Origin of the sequence: Variovorax sp. CF079, from assembly GCF_900101545.1 — a bacterium.
In the GTDB taxonomy this organism is placed as follows: domain Bacteria; phylum Pseudomonadota; class Gammaproteobacteria; order Burkholderiales; family Burkholderiaceae_C; genus Variovorax.
In genome coordinates, this window is record NZ_FMZU01000017.1 from 58,989 (window position 1) to 79,567 (window position 20,579).

Here is a 20,579-nt window from a genome sequence, read left to right on the forward strand (position 1 = left end):
CCCTACTGCATCTGCCCCAGGTTGCCGATGCGCACCAGCATCTCGGTGAACATCTGCATGTCGGCATCGAGGTCGGCGACTTCCTTGAACTCCTTGGCGTTGTGCGCGGTGTACTTCTTGCCCGGCATGGCCGGGCCGAAGTTGATCGCGTTGGGCATCAGCTTGGCGGTGGTGCTGCCGGCCGTGGGCACCGGCTTGGCTTCGAGGCCGGTGGTGTCGCCGAAGATGTTGAGCAGCGTGGACAGCCACGCGCCCTTGGGGTCGCGCGCCATCCAGTCGCCCTGCTGGTAGTCGATCTCGACCTTGGCCTGGCTCTCGGCTGCCCAGCCCTTGACCCTGGCCGTGACGGCCTGAGTCAGCTTCTCGGGCGTGTTGCCGCGCGGCATGCGCACGTTGGCCGTGACTTCGAGCTTGCCGTCCTTCTCGCGGATCAGGTTGGGCGACATGGTGAGCGGTCCCATGAAATCGTCCTTGTAGCCCACGCCCATCTTCTCGCCGAGATAGTCGGTGCCGTAGAGCGCGTTCAGGTACTTGACGGCCTTCGCATGGTGGTTGTCGTCCAGCGCCACGCCGGACTCCTGCAGGAAGAGCGCAAGGCGCGGGAGGGGATTGACGCCCTCCTCCGGCCGCGAGCCATGGGCCGAGACGCCGACGACCTTGATCTCGATGCTGTCGGCACTTTTCGCGATGTCGATGCCGAACTTGCCGCCCTGGCCTTCGTACTTCTGGATGAAGGCGGCCTTCGCGCCTTCCAACTGCGACGCGGCCCGCGCGAGATCGCCAGCCTTGAGCGTGGCGGTGGCGTTCTGCGGCACCGCGTTGGCGGCCGCTGCGCCGGCCATCGCGGTGATGGCGGTGCGCTTGCCGTCCGATGCTTCGACCGGAAAGAACACCTTGAGGGCGCCCGATCCCTTCTCCGCCACCACCGCCGGGTACTTGCTGTCGAGCACGATGTTGTACTCGGGCAGCGACGTTTTCTCGCGGTAGTACTTCATGGCGTCGCCGCCGGTTTCCTCGGTGGTCTCGATCATGAGGCGGATCGTGCGGTCCAGCGGCAGGCCGCTCTCCTTCACCGTTTTCATTGCATAGAGCACGGCCGCGATCGAGCCCTTGTCGTCGATGGTGCCGCGGCCGTAGAGGTAGTCGCCCACGCGCGTGAGCTTGAAGGGGTCGAGCCGGGTGCCGTCGTCCAGCACCCATTCCGCGAGCACCGCGGGCACCACGTCGGCATGGGTGAGGATGCCGAACTCCTCCTTGCCGCGGCCCGGCAGCTTGACCTCGAAGATCCGGTTGTCGACGTTGCGGTATTGCAGGCCGAAGTCACCCGCCATCTTCTCGACCAGCTGGCCGAACTCGATGATCGCCTTGTTCTCGTGCGGCGGCACGCGGTCGATGCGCACGGTGGGAATCGCCACCATGGTCTCCATGCTCGCGATCACGGCCTTCTGGTTGTGCAGGCGGTTGTAGAGACCGAGCAGGCGGGCGATGTTGACCAGGTCGTCGCCGGCCAGCGGCGCCTTCTTCTCGTAGGCCGCGACGCTGGCCTTGAGCTTCGGCTGGGTCTTGGCGGCCTGCGCGAGGAAGGCGCGGAAGCTCGGCGACGACTTGGCCTGCTGGGCTGCGGCCAACTGGTCGAGCTCGGGTTTCTTGAGAGTGTCTGCTTGCGCCGGCAGGCCGAGCGCGAGGGCCAGGCCCAGGGACAGGATGGACAAGGAGAGATGCTTCATGGGTGACTCCCGGGGAGGGGAAATTCGCTTGGGAGCGGCGAGTCTACAAAGCGCAGTCCGCCCACGTGGTCAACATCTCCATGCAGAAGGCTTTGCGCAGGATGGTGGTTGTCGGCGCCCGGCCGGACTCCGAATATTCGGGTTCACATGAATGAAATGTCTATCCGTCACCCAGTCGACGGGACTAGACTTTCCATGCTCGCGCATCGCGAGCGGCACGGAACGCTGGAAGGAGGGTTGTGGCCATGGCTTTCTATCTGACGCGCTTCAGCTACACGCCGGAAACCTGGGCTCGATTGACGAAGAAACCCGAAGACCGTCGCGAAGCTGCACGCAAGTACATCGAGTCGGTCGGCGGGAAGCTGCACGGCTTCTGGTACGCGTTCGGCACCTACGACGGCTATAACCTCTGGGAGGCGCCTGACAACGTCTCGATGGCCGCAGTCGCGATTGCCCTAGGTGCAGGCGGCGCGCTGTCGAAAGTCGAGACGACGCCGCTGCTCACCGTCGAGGAGACCCTGGACGCCCTCGGCCGTGCGCAGGCGGTCGGCTACCGGCCGCCCGGCGCGTAGTTGTCGATGTCAGATCGGCGACAGACCAGGTCCGTAGCGATCCAGCTTGAGGGCTTGCATGAGCGTCACAAAGCGTGGCTCCGAGCGCAGGCCCGTCCAGTGGGCATCGCCTTTCAGAAACACCATTCGAGTGTCTCGCAGCACCAACCCCTGTTCCAGTGCAGTGAGAGCCGACCCGACTTCACCCAGCGCCGCATGCAACGATGCAATTGAAGTCGGGGTGACGTAGCGCGACTTCGATGCGGTCAAGAGCTGGTTCAGGATCGATCGAGCCTCTTCGGTTTCTCCAAGGCGCGCCAATCGCACGCCCAGCACCGACCAGGACCGGGTGGTGGCATCGGACAGCGCCACCGCGCGCCGGATCGAGGCAATGCCTTGTTCCGGTCGCGCATCGGACATGTGCATCAAGCCCGCTGCGAGATGGGTAAGCCAGAGATCCGGAGAAATATCGAGCGAGCGGTTCAGCCGAATTCGGGCTTCTTCTCGTTGACCGTTTGCCAGCAAAAGGCTTGCTTCCACGGTGTTGTAGACCGGGGACATCGGGTCGAGTGATCGCGCTGTCCGCAAATGGACAAACCCGTCGGCGAGGCGGCCTTGGCTCAGGAGCAGCAGTGCCAGGCCCCAGTGCGCAGTGGCCGTGTTCGGGTTGATGGTCAACCCGCGACGAAATGCATGCTCGGCGCCCACCCAGTCGAAGTCGAACCAGAAGCGGCTGAAGCCGTGACCCGCGTGAGCCTCCGCCAGATTGGGGACCAGCGCGAGCGCATGCTTCAAGGCAGCGTTCGCCGGCTCGAACACCTCGGCAGCCAAACCATCGGAATTCCACAGCTTGCGCCGATGGACCTGGGCCAGTTCCACCCACGCCATCGCATATGCAGGATCGACGCTGAGCGCCTGATTGAGCAACGCCACGCCCTTGTCGACTTCATCGGCCCGGCCTCCCTGCGCCCGCCATCGCGCGGCCAGACAGAGCTGGTAGGCGTCCATGTCGCGCGTGCCACCGATGTCCGCAAGCCGCGCAGGGGTACCCAGCCCCACGCGCAGCACGGGCAGCAATGCCTGCGTCACCAGATTCGAGATCTGATCCTGCACGTCGAATACGCTCGTGAACTTCTCGTCGAACCCGCCGCTCCAGGCGGCGACACCATCGGCGGCATGCAGCAGGCGGGCCGTGGCACGCACCAGATCGCCGCGTCGCTGCAGCGATCCATCGACGATCCAAGTCACTTCGAGTTCCCTTGCGGCACGCACCGGGTCTTGCATGGGACCGGCGTAGCGCTGCACCGAGCCGGTCGAGCGCACAACCAGCCCGGGTACCGTGGATAGCCTGGCGATCAAACTGTCTGCCATTCCGACTTCAAGCAGCTCGTCCCGGCTTTCTGTCGCCAGTGGCTTGAAGGGCAGTACAGCAAGGGTGGCCGTTGATTGCCCGGCCGGCGGGCGACTCCGGATCCACCAGCCCGCAGCTCCCAATGCTGCAGCCTGCGGCGGTGGGGAAGGCGGTTTCGGAAACGCCTTCGCTGCCGGTGAACGCAGTCCGAACAGCGCACCGGACCCCATCGTCGGAGTGTGGGAGTCAACGGCCACCGGCAAGGACTGCAACACCGGCGCAGTGCTTGCCGGCTTCAAGGGATTGGCCGTGTTCAATAGCGCAGCCACGGCGTCGTTCGACAATTCCCGCCCTCCTACCTCTCAGGGCTCTGCGTTCGGAACATGGAAGCGCGAGGCCGGCGACAACTACAGCTTGACACTGGTGTTCATGCGCTTCAATCCCGACGGCACGCTCGCCGGCACGCAAAAGGCAAAGGTAGTTCGTACCCTGTCAGCAGATGGCAACAGCTACACAGGCACAGTGGCCGGTCAGATCATCGACACCGCGGGCAATGTGATCTCGTCATACTGCGCAACAGATGCAGGTTCGCGCGTGAGTTGGTGATCTCCGCCGGAAGGTCCTATCGAACCCGCCACAGAAAAGGAAGAAACACATGCCCAGCGCCGAAACACTGGAACGCTTCATCGCCCGCGTCGAAGAGAACGCACATGCCGAAGCCGTCGAGGAGTTCTACGCCCCGAATGCCTCGTTGCAGGAGAACCAGGAAGCGCCGCGCGTCGGCCGCGACGCGGCCGTGGCACGCGAACGCGCCATGCTGGCCAAGGCCTCGTCGATCTCCTCGACCTGCGTGCGCCCGGTGTTCGTGAACGGCGACCGCGTCGTCATCCGCTGGATCTTCCACTTCGAGTGGAAGGACGGCACGGCCACGCACATGGAGGAACTCGCCTACCAGCGCTGGGAGGGCGAACGCATCGCCGAGGAGACCTTCTTCTACGACCCGGCGCAGCGCGTGCCCGTCAAGTCGAAACACTAATGCCCAAGTTCCTGCGCAGCGCGTAGGAAGCTGCCGACAGACATGCGGCAGTCTCTATGGAAAGTGGGGAACCTTGGTTCAATTCAAGGAGTTCCCCCATGTCCGTGGTCTGCGACGTCTGCAGAACCTCCAACCCCAACAGCGCGATGTTCTGCGACGGCTGCGCCAGCGCGCTGCGAGGCCTCGCGCCCACCGGCTTCTCCGCGATGGAATGGAGCAAGGGGCCGCGCCTGAACGGCTGGCCGATATCGAACAGGGCACCGCTGCTTGCTGACAGGCAGCCCGGCCGGAAGACCACGGGGTTGCGAACGCGCCTCGGCCTGCTGGCGTTCGCGGTGGGCACCGCCTCGCTGGCGGGATTCCTGTTCCTCCAGCGCGTTCACATCACGTAGAGATCGACGTACTCGTGCACCGGCAGCGCTTCGAGCGCCTGCTGGTCCAGCGAGACGGCGAAGATCGCGTCCTGCTGCTTCTTCGGGAAGCGCCGCGCGAGGTTGGTACGGAACTTGGCTTCCAGCAACGGGATGCCGTCCGCGCGGCGGCGCTTGTGGCCGATCGGGTACTCGACCACCACTTCCTCCAGCGTCTTGCCGTCCTTGAACTCGATCGTGAGCGCGTTCGCGATGCTGCGCTTCTCGGGGTCGTGGTAGTCGCGGGTGAACTGCGGGTCCTCCACGCAGGCGATCCTGTCGCGCAGCGCATCGATGCGCGGATCGGCCGCCACCGCGTCTTCGTAGTCGCCGGCAGTGAGCCGGCCGAAGATCAGCGGCACCGCCACCATGTACTGGATGCAGTGATCGCGATCGGCCGGGTTGTCGAGCGGTCCCTTCTTGTCGATGATGCGGATGCAGGCCTCGTGCGTGCGGATCGTCAGGCGCTCGATCTCCTCCACCGTCCTGCCGGCCTTCTTCAGCTGCGCATGCAGCGTCATCGCGGCCTCTACCGCCGTCTGGCTGTGGAACTCGGCCGGAAAGCTGATCTTGAACAGCACGTGCTCCATCACGTAAGAGCCGTAGGGCCGCTGGAACTTGAAGGGCTGGCCCTTGAACAGCACGTCGTAGAAGCCCCAGCCCTTGGCCGTCAGCACGCTCGGGTAGCCCATCTCGCCGGTCTTCGCGATCAGCGCCAGGCGCACCGCGCGGCTGGTGGCGTCGCCGGCGGCCCAGCTCTTGCGGCTGCCGGTGTTGGGCGCGTGGCGGTAGGTGCGCAGCGACTGGCCGTCGACCCAGGCCAGCGACACCGCATTGACGATCTCGTCGCGCGAAAGGCCGAGCATCTGCGCCACCACCGCGGTCGAGGCCACCTTGACCAGCACCACGTGGTCGAGCCCGACCTGGTTGAAGCTGTTCTCCAGCGCGATGCAGCCCTGGATCTCGTGCGCCTTGATCATGGCGGTGAGCACGTCCTTCATCGTCAAGGGCTTCTTGCCGGCGGCCACCGCGTTGCGGCTGAGCCAGTCGGCCGTGGCGAGGATGCCGCCCAGGTTGTCACTCGGATGGCCCCATTCAGCCGCGAGCCAGGTGTCGTTGAAGTCGAGCCAGCGGATCATGGCGCCGATGTTGAAGGCCGCCTGCACCGGATCGAGCTGATGCTGCGTGCCCGGCACCCGGGCGCCGTGTGGCACCACCGTGCCGGACACGACGGGGCCGAGCAGCTTGGTGCAGGCCGGGTACTCGAGCGCCTCGAGGCCGCAGCCCAGCGTGTCGATCAGGCAGTTGCGCGCGGTCTGGTAAGCCAGCGCGCTGGTGATTTCGTAGTCGAGCACGTAGTCGACGATGTCGACGAGCACGCGGTCGGGTTCGGGGCGGATGTTGCTGATGGGGGCGGACATGGTTCTTTCTTCAAACGCGTTCTTCGATCGGCACGAAGCGCAGGTCTTCGGGCCCGGTGTAGTTGGCGCTCGGCCGGATGATCTTGTTGTCGATACGCTGCTCGATGATGTGCGCGGCCCAGCCGCTGGTGCGGGCGATCACGAACAGCGGCGTGAACATCGCGGTGGGCACGCCCATCATGTGGTAACTCACAGCGCTGAACCAGTCGAGGTTGGGGAACATTTTCTTGGCGTCCCACATCACCGTTTCGAGCCGCTCGGCGATGTCGAACATCTTGGTTGACCCAGCCTCCTGCGACAGCTTCTTCGCGACCCGCTTGATGACCTCGCTGCGCGGGTCGCTCACGGTGTAGACCGGGTGGCCGAAGCCGATCACCACCTCCTTCGCCTCGACGCGGCGGCGGATGTCGGCCTCGGCCTCGTCGGGCGAGTCGTAGCGCTTCTGGACTTCGAAGGCCACTTCGTTGGCGCCGCCGTGCTTGGGCCCGCGCAATGCGCCGATGGCGCCGGTGATGGCCGAGTACACGTCGGAGCCGGTGCCGGCCACCACGCGCGCGGTGAAGGTGGAGGCGTTGAACTCGTGCTCGGCATACAGGTTGAGCGAAGTGTGCATCGCCCGCTCCCAACTCGCCGTCGGCGCCCTGCCGTGCAGCAGGTGCAGGAAGTGCGCGCCGATCGAGTCGTCGTCGGTCTCGACCTCGATGCGACGCCCCTGCGTCGACCAGTGGTACCAGTAGAGCAGCACGGAGCCGAGCGAGGCCATCAGACGATCCGCGATGTCGCGCGCGCCGGGCGTGCCATGCTCGTCCTTCTCGGGCAGCACGCAGCCGAGCGCCGAGACGCCGGTGCGCATCACGTCCATCGGATGCGCGCTCGCCGGCAGGTGCTCCAGCGCTTCCTTCACGCTGGCCGGCAGGCCGCGCAGCGCCTTGAGCCTGGCCTTGTAGGCACGCAGCTCGGCGGCGGCGGGGAGCTTGCCGTGCACCAGCAGGTGCGCGATCTCCTCGAATTCGCAGACCTCGGCGATGTCGAGGATGTCGTAGCCGCGGTAGTGCAGGTCGTTGCCGGTGCGACCCACCGTGCACAGCGCCGTGTTGCCGGCGGTCACGCCCGAGAGCGCCACGGACTTCTTGGGCTTGAAGCCAGGCTGCAGGGTTTCTTGCGTCATGCGGGTACTTTCATTTCGTTGAGCGGGTCGTGCGCGGCCTCGGCGATCGGCGACGGCCGGCCTGCCGCGTCGACCGCCACCATCTCGAACACCGCCTCGAGCGCCACCCCGGGCTGGTCTGCGGCCAGGTCGTCGGCGAAACCCGTGACGTGGACCGTGAGCGAGCTGCGGCCAACGCGCAGCACCTGCGCATCGAGCGTCAGCACGCTGCCCAGCCGCACCGGCACATGGAACTGCGCATCGCTGCAGCGCGCCATCACCACGTCGCGCCGCGCGAAGCCGCGCGCGGCCAGGAAGGCGGCCTTCGCCATCAGGTGCAGCGCGTTGCCGCCGAACAGCGTGCCGTAGTGGTTGGCATGTTCGGGAAACACCACCTCGGTGAGCTGCGCGTGGCGCTTGCGGGTCGTCATGCTTCGCAATTTACGCAACATCCGTCCCATAATGAAGGACTGAATTAGCGAATGATTGCGAATGCAGCAGCCTCGAGTTGCGAAGTTTGCGAATCCACGGACGATGAAAAAGACCTTCATGGGCGTACGCCTGCGCCGCCTGCGCGAAGAGCGCAACCTGAGCCAGGTGGCGCTGGCGCAGCAGTTGGGCCTCTCGCCCAGCTACCTGAACCAGATCGAGCAGAACCAGCGGCCGCTCACGGTGGCGGTGCTGCTGCGCATCAGCGCCACGCTGGGCGTGGACGTGCAGGCCTTCTCGGACGACGAGGAAGCGCGGCTCATTGCGGGCATGCGCGAAGCGCTGGCCGACAACCCCGGTGGCGAGGCCGTGTCGCTCGCCGAGCTGCGCGAACTCGCCACGCAGATGCCGGCGGTCGGCCGCAGCCTGGTCGCGCTGCACCGCCGCCAGCGCGAGGCGCTGGAGCGCATCGAGGCGATCGCCGGCGTTCTGGGCGACGGCCGCGACGAACTCGCGCAGTTGCGGCCCATGCCTTTCGAGGAGGTGCGCGACTTCTTCTTCGCCCACCAGAACCACATCGCACCGCTCGACGATGCGGCCGAGACGCTGGCCGCAGCGTGGCGGCTGCGAGAAGGCAATCCCGGCGACCGCCTGGCCCGGCGCCTGCTGGAACAACACGACGTGCGCGTGGTGCCGATGGAAAGCTTCGGGCCCGAGGACCAGCGGCGCTACGACCCCGCGACGCGCGTGCTGCGGCTCTCACCCGATCTCGAGCCCGGGCAGTACGCCTTCCAGATGGCCACGCAGCTCGCCTTTCTGGAGATGGACGACGTTCTGCGTCAGCTCGTCGAGGCGGCGGCCTTCACCGGCGACACCGCGCGTGAGCTGGCGCGCATCGGCCTGGCCAACTACTTCGCAGGCGCCCTGCTGCTGCCCTACGGCACCTTCCTCGCGGAGGCCGAGGCGCTGCGCTACGACATCGACTTGCTTGCGCGCCGCTTCGGTGTCGGCTTCGAGACCATCTGCCACCGGCTCAGCACGCTGCAGCGGCCCGATGCGCGCGGCGTGCCCTTCTTCTTCGTGCGAGTCGACCGGGCCGGCAACATCTCCAAGCGCCAGTCGGCCACGCATTTCCACTTCTCGAAGACCGGCGGCACCTGCCCGCTATGGAACGTGTACGAAGCCTTCGCGCAGCCCGGCCGCATCCTGCCGCAGCTCGCGCGCATGCCCGACGGCCGCGTTTACCTGTGGATCGCGCGCACCGTCTCGCGCGGGCACGGCGGCTGGGGCGCGCCGACCAAGACCTTCTCGATCGGCCTGGGCTGCGACATCAGCCACGCGCCGCGGCTGGTGTACTCCAAGGGCCTGGACCTGCGCGACCCCGAGGTGCCGACGCCCATCGGCATGGGCTGCAAAGTCTGCGAACGCGCCGCCTGCCCGCAGCGCGCCTTCCCCTTCCTCGGGCGGCCGCTCGATGTCGACGAGAACCAGAGCCGGTTCGCGCCTTATGCGGTGGCGGAGCTGCGGCCAGCGGGCGCAATCGGGACGAGACAGGGTGCTGGCCGCGGCAAAGCCATATAGTTCCTTACCCTTCGTAAGGAGCTCAAGAAATGGCCGTCGCCACAATGACCAGCAAAGGACAGATCACCATGCCGCAGGCCGTGCGCACTGCACTCGGCCTGCGTCCTGGCGCCAAGGTGGATTTTGTCGCCGAGGGTGACGGCTTCAGACTGGTCCCGCTCAAGACCGATGTCTCTGCTCTCAAGGGCCGCTTTGCTGGACGCGTCGCAAAACCCGTCAGCATCAAGGCAATGAACGACGCCATCGGCGAAGCAGCATCGGCTCGGCAACGCAAACCCGGCCGGTAGCCTTACATGATCGGCCTCGACACCAAGGTGCTGGTGCGTTACCTCGCGCAAGACGATCCCAGGCAATCCGCGAGCGCCACACCCTTCATCGAAACGCGCCTTAGCGAACGTTCGTCCGGCTTCATCAGTCTGGTTGTGCTGGTCGAGCTTTGCTGGGTGCTGGAGCGAATCTACAGCGCGACGCCTAGCGAAATCGGCGAAACCATCAGCGACCTTCTGGAGACGCCACGGTTCCACCTGCAGCAGCGTGAAGTCGTCCAACAAGCCGTTCGCCGCTTTCAAGACAAGAAGGCGGGAAAGGCTGGTTTGGCGGATCTGCTCATCGCGCAGATTGCTTTGGACGAGGGCTGCAGCTCGATCGTCAGCTTCGACCGAGGAGCTGTTCGCACGGCGGGCATGACACTGCTCGACTGACTCAAGGTTCAAGCGCCAGTTCCTGGCGCAGCACCTTCGCTGCCGCCACCATGTTCACCAGCGCCGCCTCGGTCTCCGGCCAACCGCGGGTCTTCAGGCCGCAATCGGGGTTGACCCACAGGTTGCCCGGCGGCACCACCGCAGCGGCCTTGCGCATCAGGCGCAGCATTTCGTCGACGGCCGGCACGCGCGGCGAATGGATGTCGTAGACGCCCGGGCCGATCTCGTTGGGGTACTTGAACTCGCCGAAACCGCGCAGCAGCTCCATGTCGGAGCGGCTGGTCTCGATGGTGATGACGTCGGCATCCATCGCCGCGATCTCGGGCAGGACGTCGTTGAATTCCGAGTAGCACATGTGGGTGTGGATCTGCGTGCGGTCGGCCACGCCCGAGGCGCTGATGCGGAAGGCGCGCGTCGCGCTCTCGAGGTAGGCCTTCCAGCCGGCGCGGCGCAGCGGCAGGCCTTCGCGGATGGCCGGCTCGTCGATCTGAATGATGCCGATGTCGGCGCGCTCCAGGTCGACCACCTCGTCGCGGATCGCCCAGGCGATCTGCTCGGTGGTCACGCTGCGCGGCTGGTCGTCGCGCACGAAGGACCATTGCAGGATGGTGACCGGCCCGGTCAGCATGCCCTTCATCGGCCGCGCCGTGAGGCTTTGCGCATAGACGGTCCATTCGATCGTCATCGGCGCCGGGCGCGCGACGTCGCCGTAGATGACGGGCGGCTTGACGCAGCGCGAACCGTAGGACTGCACCCAGCCGTTGGCGGTGAAGGCGAAGCCGTCGAGCTGCTCGCCGAAGTACTCGACCATGTCGTTGCGCTCGGCCTCGCCGTGCACCAGCACGTCGATGTCCAGTTCTTCCTGCTTGCGCACCGCGAGCGCGATCTCGGCGCGCATCTTCTCGCGGTAGCCTGCGGCATCGAGCGCGCCGCGCTTGAAGGCGGCGCGCGCGGTGCGGATCTCGACCGTCTGCGGAAAGGAGCCGATGGTGGTGGTCGGCAGCGGCGGCAGCGTGAAGTGCGCGCGCTGTACGGCCTGGCGCACGGCGAAGGGCGAGGCACGGCTGTCGTCGCCCGCCACGCGGCGCGCGAGGCGCAATGCGACGTCGGCGCGGTGCACGCGCGGGCTGGCGCGGCGGGCAGCCACGGCGGCGCGGGCTGCCGAAAGCGCGTCCTGCACTTCGGCCTCCTTGCCGTCGAGCACGGCGCGCAGCATGCGCAGCTCGTCCAGCTTCTCCACCGCGAAGGCGAGCCAGCTCTTCAGTTCGACATCGAGCTTGTTCTCCGCCGCGAGGCTGAAAGGCACGTGCAGCAGCGAGCACGAAGGCGCGATCCACAACTCGCCCTGGTGCTTGTCCGCCACGGGCCGCAAGCGCGCGAGCGCGGCATCGGGATCGGCGCGCCAGATGTTGCGGCCGTCGACGATGCCGATCGACAGCACCTTGTGCGCCGGCAGCCAGTCGGCCACGCCGGTGAGCTCGTCGGGCGCGCGCACCGCATCGACATGCAGGCCGGCCACCGGCAGTTGGCAGGCCAGGCGCAAGTTGTCCGAGAGCGGCGAGAAGTAGGTGGCAAGCAGCAGCTTCGGCGCTCGGCGCGCGAGCTGCCAGTAGCTGCGCTCGAAGGCATGGCGCCAGGCGTCGGGCAGGTCCAGGCCGAGGATGGGCTCGTCGATCTGCACCCATTCGACGCCCTGCGCCTTGAGGCGCGCGAGCACCTGTTCGTACACTGGCAACAGCGATTCGAGCAGCGTGAAGCGGTCGAAGCCGGCCTCCTTCTCCTTGCCGAGCCAGAGAAAGCTCAGCGGCCCGAGCATCACCGCCTTGACTGCATGGCCGGCCTTCTGCGCCTCGGCCACCTCGTCGAACAGGCGGACCGATTGCAGGCTGAAGCGCGTCGCCGGCGAGAACTCGGGCACGAGGTAGTGGTAGTTGGTGTCGAACCACTTGGTCATCTCGAGCGCGAAAGTGCCGTGCTCGGCGTGCGCGCAGCCGTGATCGTGCACCTCGTCGGCCACGCCGCGCGCCATGGAGAAATAGCGCGAGAGCTCGGGCTCGTCGCCCCGGAAGTCGAAACGCGCCGGCTCGCAGCCCAGCAGCTGGATGTGGTTGGCCACGTGATCGTAGAAGGCGAAGTCGCCCACCGTCACGAAGTCGAGGCCGGCGTCGCGCTGGGCCTGCCAGTGGCGCGCACGCAGCTCGCGGCCGACGGCTTCGAGCGCATCGCGGTCGATCTCGCCGCGCCAGTGTTGTTCGAGAGCGAGCTTGAGTTCGCGTTGTGCGCCCATGCGCGGAAGGCCGAGAGTATGGATACGTGTCATCCCCCGATGGTCGGCGTTCCTCGCCTATGATTCAAACGAAAGCTTTTGCCAGTCAACTTGAATTTCATTCATGGCCCAGTCCATCCTCGAGATCCGCCACCTGCGCACCCTGGTGGCGCTGCGCGACACCGGCAGCCTGGTGCGCGCCGCCCAGCTGCTCAACCTCACGCAGTCGGCGCTGTCCCATCAGGTCAAGCTGCTCGAAGACCGTTACGGCGCGGCCTTGTTCGAGCGCAAGTCGGTGCCGCCGCAGTTCAGCGGCGCCGGCCTGCGCCTGCTGCAGCTTGCCGATGCCGCGTTGCCGCTGGTCGAGGAGGCGGAGCGCGACGTGTCGCGCCTGGCGCAAGGCGGCGCCGGCCAGCTTCGCATCGTGGTGGAGTGCCACACCTGCTTCGACTGGCTGATGCCGGCGATGGACGCGTTTCGCAACCGCTGGCCCGAGATCGAGCTCGACATCGTCTCGGGCTTCCATCCCGACCCGATCGCGCTGGTGCTGCAGAAACGCGCCGAGGTGGCCATCGTTTCCGAGCAGGACCCGGACGAAACCGTCGACTACCACCCCCTCTTCCGCTTCGAGATCATGGCCCTGCTGGCCAACGAGCATCCGCTCACGGCAAAGACGCATCTCACGGCCCGCCACTTCGCCGACCAGACGCTGATCACCTACCCGGTGCCCGACGACATGCTCGACATCGTGCGTCAGGTGCTGGCGCCGGCCGGCGTCGAGCCGGCGCAGCGCCGCACCACCGAGCTCACGGTCGCGATGCTGCAGCTGGTGGCCAGCGGCCGCGGGATCGCGGCGCTGCCGCTGTGGGCGGTGCAGGGCTACCTGGACCGCGGCTACGTCACCGCCCGGCCCGTGGGCCGCAAGGGATTGACCGGCGAGCTGCACATGGCCTGCACCGCATCGACCTCGGCTCGGCCCTGGCTGGAGGATTTTGTTCGCATCACGCGCGAGAGCTGCTTCAAGAGCCTGCCGGGGATCGAGCTGCTCTGAGGATGCTCAGGCGACCAGCGTCATCGGCCCGCGGTGCCCGACCAGTTCGAGCACGCGCTCGCCCGACACGGTCTCGTGGGCGAGCAATTCGTCCGTGAGTTCGTCGAGCGCGCGGCGGTGCGTGCGCATGATCTGCTGGCATTTCACGTTGAGTCCTTCGAGCAGCAGGCTGGCCTGGCGCACCGCGGCCGAGACCTGCCGCGATACGTGCTGCGCCGGCAGCGCGCCCAGGCTGAACAGCGCGCCGTCTTCGCCGAAGCCGTAGCGCCCGACCATGTCGAGCGCCAGCTTCGAGGCTTGCTGCAGGTCGTGGCTGGCCCCGCTCGATGCTTCCTCGAACACGGCCAGCTCGGCATTGCGGCCGCCCAGCAGCATCTGGATGTGCTTTTCCATGTCGCTCTTCAACACCAGCGTCATGTCTTCTTCCTGCGTCACGAGCGTGGCGCCCAGCGACCCGCCGCGCGGCAGGATGGTGACCTTCTCGACCTTGCCGTAGCCCAGCACGACGGAGACGAGCGCGTGGCCGGCCTCGTGCACCGCGATGTAGCGACGCTCGCGCTCGCCGAGCGCACGCTGCGCGCCGTTGAGCTCGCCGATGCGCGTGGTCTCGATGGCTTCCATCAGGTGGCCCATCGACACCGCCTCCGCGTTCGCGCGCGCCGCCACGAGGGCCGCATGGTTGACGACGTGCGCGATGGTCGCCGGCGACAGCCCGGTGGTCAGGCGGGCCAGCTGCTCGTAGTCCACCTCGCCGGCGAGGCGCAGCTTGGCGGCATAGAGCCGGAAGATGGCGGCACGGTCGCGCACGTCCGGCAGCTTGACGTTCACGCGGCGATCGAAGCGCCCTTCGCGCAGCAGCGCATCGTCGAGGTTGTCGACCAGGTTGGTGGCACCGACGACGATGACGCCCTCGTTGGCCTCGAAGCCGTCCATCTCGACCAGCAACTGGTTGATGATGCGGTTGCCCTCCGATTCCGCCGGTCCCGAGCCGCCGGCGCTGCGCCTCGAGATGCCGTCGATCTCGTCGATGAAGAGGATGCAGGGCGCGTTCTTGCGTGCGGTCTCGAAGAGCTTCTTGACCTTCTGCACGCCGACGCCATAGAACTTGGAAGTGAACTCGCTGCCGTTGGTGGCGATGAAGCGGGCGCCGCACTCGCCGGCAAGCGCCTTGGCGAGCAGCGTCTTGCCGACACCGGGTCCGCCGAGCATGAGCACGCCGCAGGGCGGTCGCGCGCCGAGCGCGCCGAAGCGCTTCGGGTTCTTCAGGTAGTCGACGATGTCCTGCAGCGCGTTCTTGGCCTCACCGGCGCCGATGACGTCGTCGAAGCGCAGGCCGGTCGGCTTCTCGACCAGCTTGGCGCTTGCGCCGATGCTGTCGCGCATCATGTAGACAAGGACCGCGACGAGCAGGATGGGGAGGAACACCCCCACCAGATCGCGCGCCGCACTCAGCGTGCGGTCGTCTGCGGCAGGTGCGCCGACCGTGGTGTCCGGCAGCACGACCAGCTGGAACGATTTCGAATCGCCGGCCTTCGCCGCCTCGCCGACGACCAGTGCGGCGAAGGAGCCTCGGCCGTCGACCACGAAGTAGCGCTCTCCGACGGTCGTGGACACGAGGACGGCATTGGCCGCGATGCCGACAGTGCGGACCGCGCCGGCGCGCAGGTCGCGCAGCAGTTCGGAGCCGTCCTTCTCGGTGGCGGTCCAGTCGGCCGGCGACGTGCGCATCTGCTGCGCGGCGCCGCCGAGCTGATGAAGCTGCGGCGTTTCGCGCAGCGCCAGGTACAGGGCGGCGATGGCCAAGGCGCCTAGGAAGGCGGCGAAAGCGAATCGAGCCACGCCCGATCGAACAAGTCTGTGGAGCTGCTTCATGGACGGCGGACGGGGCGCGGCATCCGACGATGGTAGGCAGCCAGGCAGCAATCGACACCGCCACAGCGGCGGCGGCGCAGCTTAAACACCGCTTGCGTGGAGTACTTCGCGGCCGGCCCGGCACCGGCGTTGCGCGCTCGCGTCAGCGCGGGCGGCGCAGCACCCTATTTCTTCTGCACCAGCCTGATCACACTCGAAAAATCGAGCGCTCCATTCCCAGCCAGGCTGTGCGCGGCATACAGATTGCGCGCCAGCCCGCCGAGCGGCGTGGCGGCGCGCACCGCGGCGGCGTTCTCCTGCGCGAGGCCCAGGTCCTTGAGCATCAGGTCGGTGCCGAAGCCGCCGGCATAGCCCTTGGAGGCCGGCGCGTTTTCCATCACGCCGGGCAGCGGGTTGTATTTTTCGAGCGCCCAGTTGCCGCCCGAGCTGCGCCGCATGATCTCCGACAGCACCTTGGGATCGAGCCCGTTGGCCACGCCGAGCGCGATCGCCTCGGAGGTACCGATCATCAGGATGCCGAGCAGCATGTTGTTGCAGATCTTGGCCGTCTGGCCAGCGCCCGCCTCGCCGGCATGGAAGATGTTGGCGCCCATCTTCTCCAGCACCGGGCGCGCGCGTTCAAGGTCGGCTTCGGAACCGCCGACCATGAAGGTCAGCGTGCCCGCGATCGCGCCGCCGGTGCCGCCCGAGACGGGCGCATCGATCACGGCCACGCCGCGTTTCGCGCCTGCTTCCGCCACCTTGCGCGAAGTTGCCGCGGCGATGGTGCTGCTGTCGATCACCAGCGTGCCGGCCGCGATCTTCTCCATCAGGCCGGGCTGGCCGTCGCTGCCGAGGTAGAGCGACTCCACATGCTGGCTTGCAGGCAGCATGCTGATCACCACCTCGGCGCCGGCGAGCGCGTCCACCGCCGACTTGGCGATCGGCAGTCCCTCGGCGCCGAGCTTCTTGCAGGCCTCGGCCGAAAGGTCGAAAGCGCTGAGTGCGTGGCCGGCCTTGTGCAGGTTGAGGGCCATCGGGCCGCCCATGTTGCCCAGGCCGATGAATGCGATCTTCATGTGTGTCTCCGTTTTGTGCTCTTCCCACCCGTTCGGGCTGAGCTTGTCGAAGGGCTCAGGGTGAACGGAGTCAGGGGTTGTTGTCATTCGCTCACACGAGCCCGGCGAGTTCCGGCGCCATCTCGCCGCGGACCATCAGGTGATCTTCAATGAAGGCTGGCGTGATGTCGTCCAGCGTGGCCGGGTTCCACTTCGGATTGCGGTCCTTGTCGATCAGCACGGCGCGGATGCCCTCGGCAAAGTCCTTGTGCGCGCAGAAGCCCAGCGAGGCCCAGTACTCGAGCCGGAAGACTTCGGCCAGCGACATGCGGTGCACGCGCTGCCAGAGTTCGAAGCTGAGCGCCGCCGAGCTCGGCGCGCCCTTGGCGAAGGTCTTTGCCGCGGTCTGCAGCCAAGGGTCGTCGCTTTGCAACGCGCGCAGCCGCTTGGCGATGTCGCCCAGGTCGTCGCCGGCCATCAAGGCGTTGATGGAGTCGAAATGCTCGCGCACCTTGGAAGGCGGCAGTTCGGTGCCTTCGCCCGCACGCAGCAGGATGCGCGAGAGCGCGGCGCGATCGGCCTTGGCCTCGCCGGTCCATGTGCCTGCGGCGATCTCGTCCAGCACCTGCGCCTTGCGCTCGTGCGGCACCAGCAGGTCGGCCAGGCCGCAGAAGATGGCATCGGCTGCATTGAGGTGGGCCCCGGAGAGCGCGAGGAACAAGCCCACGCGCCCCGGCATGCGGCGCAGGAACCAGCTCCCGCCCACGTCGGGGTAGAGGCCGATGCTGATCTCGGGCATCGCGAGGCGGCTCTGGGCCGTGGCCACGCGGTGCGAGGCACCCGCCATGAGCCCGATGCCGCCGCCCATCACGATGCCGTGTCCCCAGCACAGGACGGGCTTGGGAAAGGTGTGGATCAGGTAGTCGAGCTCGTACTCCTCGGCGAAGAAACGCTCGGCGTAGGGGTTGCGTTCGGGTCCGCATTCCAGCAGCGTCTGGTAGAGCTGGCGCAGGTCGCCGCCGGCGCAGAAGGCCTTCTCGCCCGCGGCCTGCAGCAGCACGCCGGCAACGCCCGCATCCTGCGCCCACTCGCGCAGCTTCGGCGTGAGCAGCCGCACCATCGCGACCGAAAGCGCGTTGAGCGCCGCCGGCGTGTTGAGCGTCGCCACGCCGAAGCGCCGGCCGCCGGTCGTTTGGATCTCGTCGAACAGGACCACTTCATCGCTCATCGGATATCACTCTCGCCTTCCAGCAATTTGCGCGCGATGATCACGCGCATGATTTCGTTGGTGCCTTCGAGGATCTGGTGCACGCGCGTGTCGCGCACCAGCCGCTCCAGCGGGAACTCGCTCAAATAGCCGTAGCCGCCGTGCAGCTGCAGCGCGTCGTTGCAGACGTTGAAGCCGACGTCGGTCGCAAAGCGCTTGGCCATCGCACAATAGGTGCTCGCATCGGCATGCCCGGCGTCGAGCCTGCTCGCGGCCAGCCTCACCATCTGGCGCGCGGCCACCAGTTCGGTCGCCATGTCGGCCAACTTGAACTGCAGCGCCTGGAAGCTCGCGAGCGGCTTTCCGAACTGGCTGCGTTCGTGCAGGTAGCGGCGCGACGCGTCGAGCGCGCCCTGCGCCGCGCCGACCGAGCAGGTCGCGATGTTGATGCGGCCGCCGTCCAGCCCCTTCATCGCGATGCGAAAGCCCTCGCCTTCGCTGCCGAGCAGGTGGGCGGCGGGCACGCGCACGTTGTCGAAGTTGATGGTGCGCGTGGGCTGGCTGTTCCAGCCCATCTTGTGCTCTTTCTTGCCGTAGCTGATGCCCGGCGCATCGGCGGGCACCGCGAAGGCGGAAATGCCGCCCGCACCGCCGCCGCCGGTGCGCGCCATCAGCACCAGCACGTCGGTCGAACCGGCGCCCGAGATGAAGGCCTTGCCGCCGTTGATGACGTACTCGGCGCCCTGGAGCTCGGCGCGCGTCTTCAGCGAACCGGCATCCGAGCCGGCGCCCGGTTCGGTCAGGCAGTACGAGGCCAGCTTGCGCCCGCTCGTGAGATCGGCACCCCACTGCTCGCGCACGACGGGTCCGCCCCAGGTGCCGAGCATCCAGGTCGCCATGTTGTGGATCGTGATGAAGGCCGTGGTCGACGGATCGACCGCGGCCATCTCCTCGAACACCAGCGTGGCGTCAAGGCGCGGCAGCGCCAGGCCCTCGATGCTTTCGGGCGCATAGAGGCCGCAGAAGCCGAGCTCGCCCGCCTTCGCGATGGCCTCTTTCGGGAAGATGCCTTCGGCGTCCCAGCGCGCGGCATGCGGCGCGAATTCGGCCGATGCGAATTCGCGCGCGGTCTGTGCGAAGGCCCGCTGCTCTTCGGAGAGTTCGAAGTCCATGCGCCCTGAGATTACTTCAGGCTGATGGTGGTGTTGAGCCCGTGCGCCGTGTCGTCGTCGAACCAGCGCTCCGTCACCGTCTTGGTCTGCGTGTAGAACATGATGACCTGCTTGCCATAGGGGCCGAGGTCGCCGAGTTTCGAGCCGCGCGAACCGGTGAAGGAGAACATCGGCACCGGCACCGGGATCGGCACGTTGATGCCGACCTGCCCGACGTCGATGTCTTCCTGGAAGCGGCGCGCCGCGGCGCCCGACTGCGTGAAGATCGCGGTGCCGTTGCCGTTCGGGTTGGCGTTGATGAGCTCGATGGCTTCGTCGATGCTCTCGGCATTGGCCAGGCACAGCACCGGGCCGAAGATCTCCTGATCGTAGATGGTCATGCCGGGCTTGACGTCGGCGAAGACCGTCGGGCCGACGAAGTTGCCCTTTTCGTAGCCGGGCACCGTGGGGTTGCGGCCGTCCAGCGCCAGCGTGGCACCGTCGGCCACGCCGCGTTCGATCAAGCCGTTGACGCGCTCGTAGGCCGCGCACGACACCAGCGGACCGACGTCCACGCCCTTCTCGGTGCCGGCGCCGATCTTCAGCGTCTTGGCCTTCTCGACCAGTTCGGGCACCCACTTCTGCGCCTCGCCCACCAGCACCGCGACCGACACCGCCATGCAGCGCTGCCCGGCCGCACCGAAGCTCGCGCCGGCCAGCGCATTGAGCGTCTGCTCCTTGTTGGCATCGGGCATCACGATGGCGTGGTTCTTGGCGCCCATCATGCATTGCACGCGCTTGCCGGCGAGCGTGGCGCGGTTGTAGACGTGGGTGCCGACCTTGGTCGAGCCGACGAAGGAGATCGCCTTGATGTCCTTGTGATCGCAGATCGCGTTGACCACCGCCTCGCCGCCATGCACGACGTTGAGCACGCCGGCCGGGATGCCGGCTTCGAGCGCGAGCTCGGCCAGGCGCATCGTGACCATCGGGTCCTGCTCGGAGGGCTTCAGCACGAAGGTGTTGCCGGTGACGATGGCCATCGGGAACATCCACAGCGGGATCATGGCCGGGAAGTTGAAGGGCGTGATGCCCGCGCACACGCCCAGCGGCTGCAGCAGCGTGTAGGTGTCGACGCCGTTGGCGACGTTGTTGGCCAGCTCGCCGAGCTGCAGGTTGCCGATGTTCGATGCATGCTCGACCACTTCGAGGCCGCGGAACACGTCGCCTTCGGCATCGGGCAGGGTCTTGCCCTGCTCGGCCGTGAGGATCGCGGCCAGCTCGGCCATGTTCTCGCGGATGAGTTGCTGGTACTTCAGGAAGATGCGCGCACGGGCGCCGATCGGCGTCTTGCGCCAAGTCTTGAAGGCTTCCTTCGCCGAGGCCACGGCGGCATCGACTTCGGCTTGCGTGGCGAAGGGCACGCGGGCCAGCACTTGCTGCGTGGCCGGGTTGACGATGTCGCGCCACTCGGTGGTTTTCGACTCGACGAACTTGCCGCCGATCAGCAGCTTGACGGTCGCGATCTGGGTCGCGGGTGTGGTGGTGGCGTCCATGAACTTTGTCTCCTGATGGGGTGCAGCAACCGATGCTAGCTTTGCACTTTTGCCATGGCAATAGACAAATACGCACCAACGATCTGCA

At 66.9% G+C, this 20,579-nt stretch carries 19 protein-coding genes; 8 read left to right on the top strand and 11 right to left on the bottom strand.

All coding sequences use genetic code 11. The features are described from left to right. Positions 1 to 2: 2 nt before the first annotated feature. Positions 3 to 1,727 (bottom strand): dipeptidase, encoded by a 1,725-nt coding sequence (locus BLS74_RS22200; RefSeq protein ID WP_093109314.1) that lies wholly within the window; start codon positions 1,725 to 1,727, stop codon positions 3 to 5. Between the two features lie 245 nt (positions 1,728 to 1,972). Between BLS74_RS22200 and BLS74_RS22205 the strand changes: the two genes are divergently transcribed. Then, positions 1,973 to 2,299, top strand: coding sequence for a GYD domain-containing protein (locus BLS74_RS22205; RefSeq protein WP_093109315.1), 327 nt, complete (start codon positions 1,973 to 1,975; stop codon positions 2,297 to 2,299). A gap of 9 nt (positions 2,300 to 2,308) precedes the next feature. Here the strand turns inward: BLS74_RS22205 and BLS74_RS22210 are convergent, their stop codons facing one another. Continuing rightward, complete coding sequence (locus BLS74_RS22210) at positions 2,309 to 3,562, bottom strand: tetratricopeptide repeat protein (RefSeq protein ID WP_170855682.1); 1,254 nt, start codon at positions 3,560 to 3,562, stop codon at positions 2,309 to 2,311. A gap of 55 nt (positions 3,563 to 3,617) precedes the next feature. Between BLS74_RS22210 and BLS74_RS34510 the strand changes: the two genes are divergently transcribed. From BLS74_RS34510 to BLS74_RS22225, 3 genes are all read left to right on the top strand, one after another. Continuing rightward, on the top strand, positions 3,618 to 4,235 hold the full coding sequence (locus tag BLS74_RS34510) for a hypothetical protein (protein ID WP_170855683.1): 618 nt from the start codon (positions 3,618 to 3,620) through the stop codon (positions 4,233 to 4,235). 49 nt (positions 4,236 to 4,284) lie between these two features. Next, complete coding sequence (locus BLS74_RS22220; RefSeq protein ID WP_093109318.1) at positions 4,285 to 4,665, top strand: nuclear transport factor 2 family protein; 381 nt, start codon at positions 4,285 to 4,287, stop codon at positions 4,663 to 4,665. Positions 4,666 to 4,763: 98 nt separating this feature from the next. Then, a complete protein-coding gene (locus BLS74_RS22225) occupies positions 4,764 to 5,057 on the top strand; it encodes a hypothetical protein (protein WP_093109319.1) in 294 nt (97 codons plus the stop codon). On the opposite strand, the gene BLS74_RS22230 is transcribed toward BLS74_RS22225, so the two are convergent. The 3 genes from BLS74_RS22230 to BLS74_RS22240 are packed head-to-tail and all read right to left on the bottom strand — an operon-like array spanning position 5,045 to position 8,074. Then, positions 5,045 to 6,496, bottom strand: coding sequence for a bifunctional 2-methylcitrate dehydratase/aconitate hydratase (locus tag BLS74_RS22230; protein WP_093109320.1), 1,452 nt, complete (start codon positions 6,494 to 6,496; stop codon positions 5,045 to 5,047). The genes BLS74_RS22225 and BLS74_RS22230 overlap by 13 nt on opposite strands. Positions 6,497 to 6,506: 10 nt before the next feature. Further along, positions 6,507 to 7,664, bottom strand: coding sequence for a bifunctional 2-methylcitrate synthase/citrate synthase (prpC, locus tag BLS74_RS22235; RefSeq protein ID WP_093109321.1), 1,158 nt, complete (start codon positions 7,662 to 7,664; stop codon positions 6,507 to 6,509). Continuing rightward, positions 7,661 to 8,074, bottom strand: a complete 414-nt coding sequence (locus BLS74_RS22240) for an acyl-CoA thioesterase (RefSeq protein ID WP_093109322.1) — start codon at positions 8,072 to 8,074, stop codon at positions 7,661 to 7,663. Before BLS74_RS22240 ends, prpC begins: the two co-directional genes overlap by 4 nt. Positions 8,075 to 8,177: 103 nt before the next feature. Here BLS74_RS22240 and BLS74_RS22245 point away from each other — a divergent pair, with 103 nt between their 5' ends. Genes BLS74_RS22245 through BLS74_RS22255 form a run of 3 tightly spaced genes read left to right on the top strand, consistent with a single transcriptional unit; the run spans position 8,178 to position 10,354 of the window. Further along, positions 8,178 to 9,653, top strand: a complete 1,476-nt coding sequence (locus BLS74_RS22245) for a short-chain fatty acyl-CoA regulator family protein (RefSeq protein ID WP_093109323.1) — start codon at positions 8,178 to 8,180, stop codon at positions 9,651 to 9,653. 29 nt (positions 9,654 to 9,682) lie between these two features. Next, entirely contained in the window at positions 9,683 to 9,940 is a 258-nt protein-coding gene (locus tag BLS74_RS22250) for an AbrB/MazE/SpoVT family DNA-binding domain-containing protein (RefSeq protein WP_093109324.1), read from the top strand. Between the two features lie 6 nt (positions 9,941 to 9,946). Further along, complete coding sequence (locus BLS74_RS22255; RefSeq protein WP_093109325.1) at positions 9,947 to 10,354, top strand: PIN domain-containing protein; 408 nt, start codon at positions 9,947 to 9,949, stop codon at positions 10,352 to 10,354. Between the two features lies 1 nt (position 10,355). Here BLS74_RS22255 and metE read toward each other — a convergent pair whose 3' ends face one another. Next, positions 10,356 to 12,674, bottom strand: a complete 2,319-nt coding sequence (metE, locus tag BLS74_RS22260) for a 5-methyltetrahydropteroyltriglutamate--homocysteine S-methyltransferase (RefSeq protein WP_093109326.1) — start codon at positions 12,672 to 12,674, stop codon at positions 10,356 to 10,358. A 70-nt stretch (positions 12,675 to 12,744) separates the two neighbouring features. Here metE and BLS74_RS22265 point away from each other — a divergent pair, with 70 nt between their 5' ends. Beyond that, positions 12,745 to 13,671: a LysR family transcriptional regulator gene (locus BLS74_RS22265; RefSeq protein WP_093109327.1), complete on the top strand. Its 927-nt coding sequence runs from the start codon at positions 12,745 to 12,747 to the stop codon at positions 13,669 to 13,671. A gap of 6 nt (positions 13,672 to 13,677) precedes the next feature. Here BLS74_RS22265 and BLS74_RS22270 read toward each other — a convergent pair whose 3' ends face one another. The 5 genes from BLS74_RS22270 to BLS74_RS22290 form a co-directional block, all read right to left on the bottom strand. Further along, positions 13,678 to 15,474: an ATP-dependent metallopeptidase FtsH/Yme1/Tma family protein gene (locus tag BLS74_RS22270; protein WP_244503964.1), complete on the bottom strand. Its 1,797-nt coding sequence runs from the start codon at positions 15,472 to 15,474 to the stop codon at positions 13,678 to 13,680. 233 nt (positions 15,475 to 15,707) lie between these two features. Beyond that, on the bottom strand, positions 15,708 to 16,601 hold the full coding sequence (gene mmsB, locus BLS74_RS22275) for a 3-hydroxyisobutyrate dehydrogenase (RefSeq protein ID WP_093109329.1): 894 nt from the start codon (positions 16,599 to 16,601) through the stop codon (positions 15,708 to 15,710). A gap of 91 nt (positions 16,602 to 16,692) precedes the next feature. Beyond that, a complete protein-coding gene (locus tag BLS74_RS22280; protein WP_093109330.1) occupies positions 16,693 to 17,808 on the bottom strand; it encodes an enoyl-CoA hydratase/isomerase family protein in 1,116 nt (371 codons plus the stop codon). Then, on the bottom strand, positions 17,805 to 18,959 hold the full coding sequence (locus tag BLS74_RS22285) for an acyl-CoA dehydrogenase family protein (protein ID WP_093109331.1): 1,155 nt from the start codon (positions 18,957 to 18,959) through the stop codon (positions 17,805 to 17,807). Before BLS74_RS22285 ends, BLS74_RS22280 begins: the two co-directional genes overlap by 4 nt. Positions 18,960 to 18,970: 11 nt before the next feature. Then, positions 18,971 to 20,491, bottom strand: a complete 1,521-nt coding sequence (locus BLS74_RS22290) for a CoA-acylating methylmalonate-semialdehyde dehydrogenase (protein ID WP_093109332.1) — start codon at positions 20,489 to 20,491, stop codon at positions 18,971 to 18,973. Positions 20,492 to 20,579 lie beyond the last annotated feature (88 nt).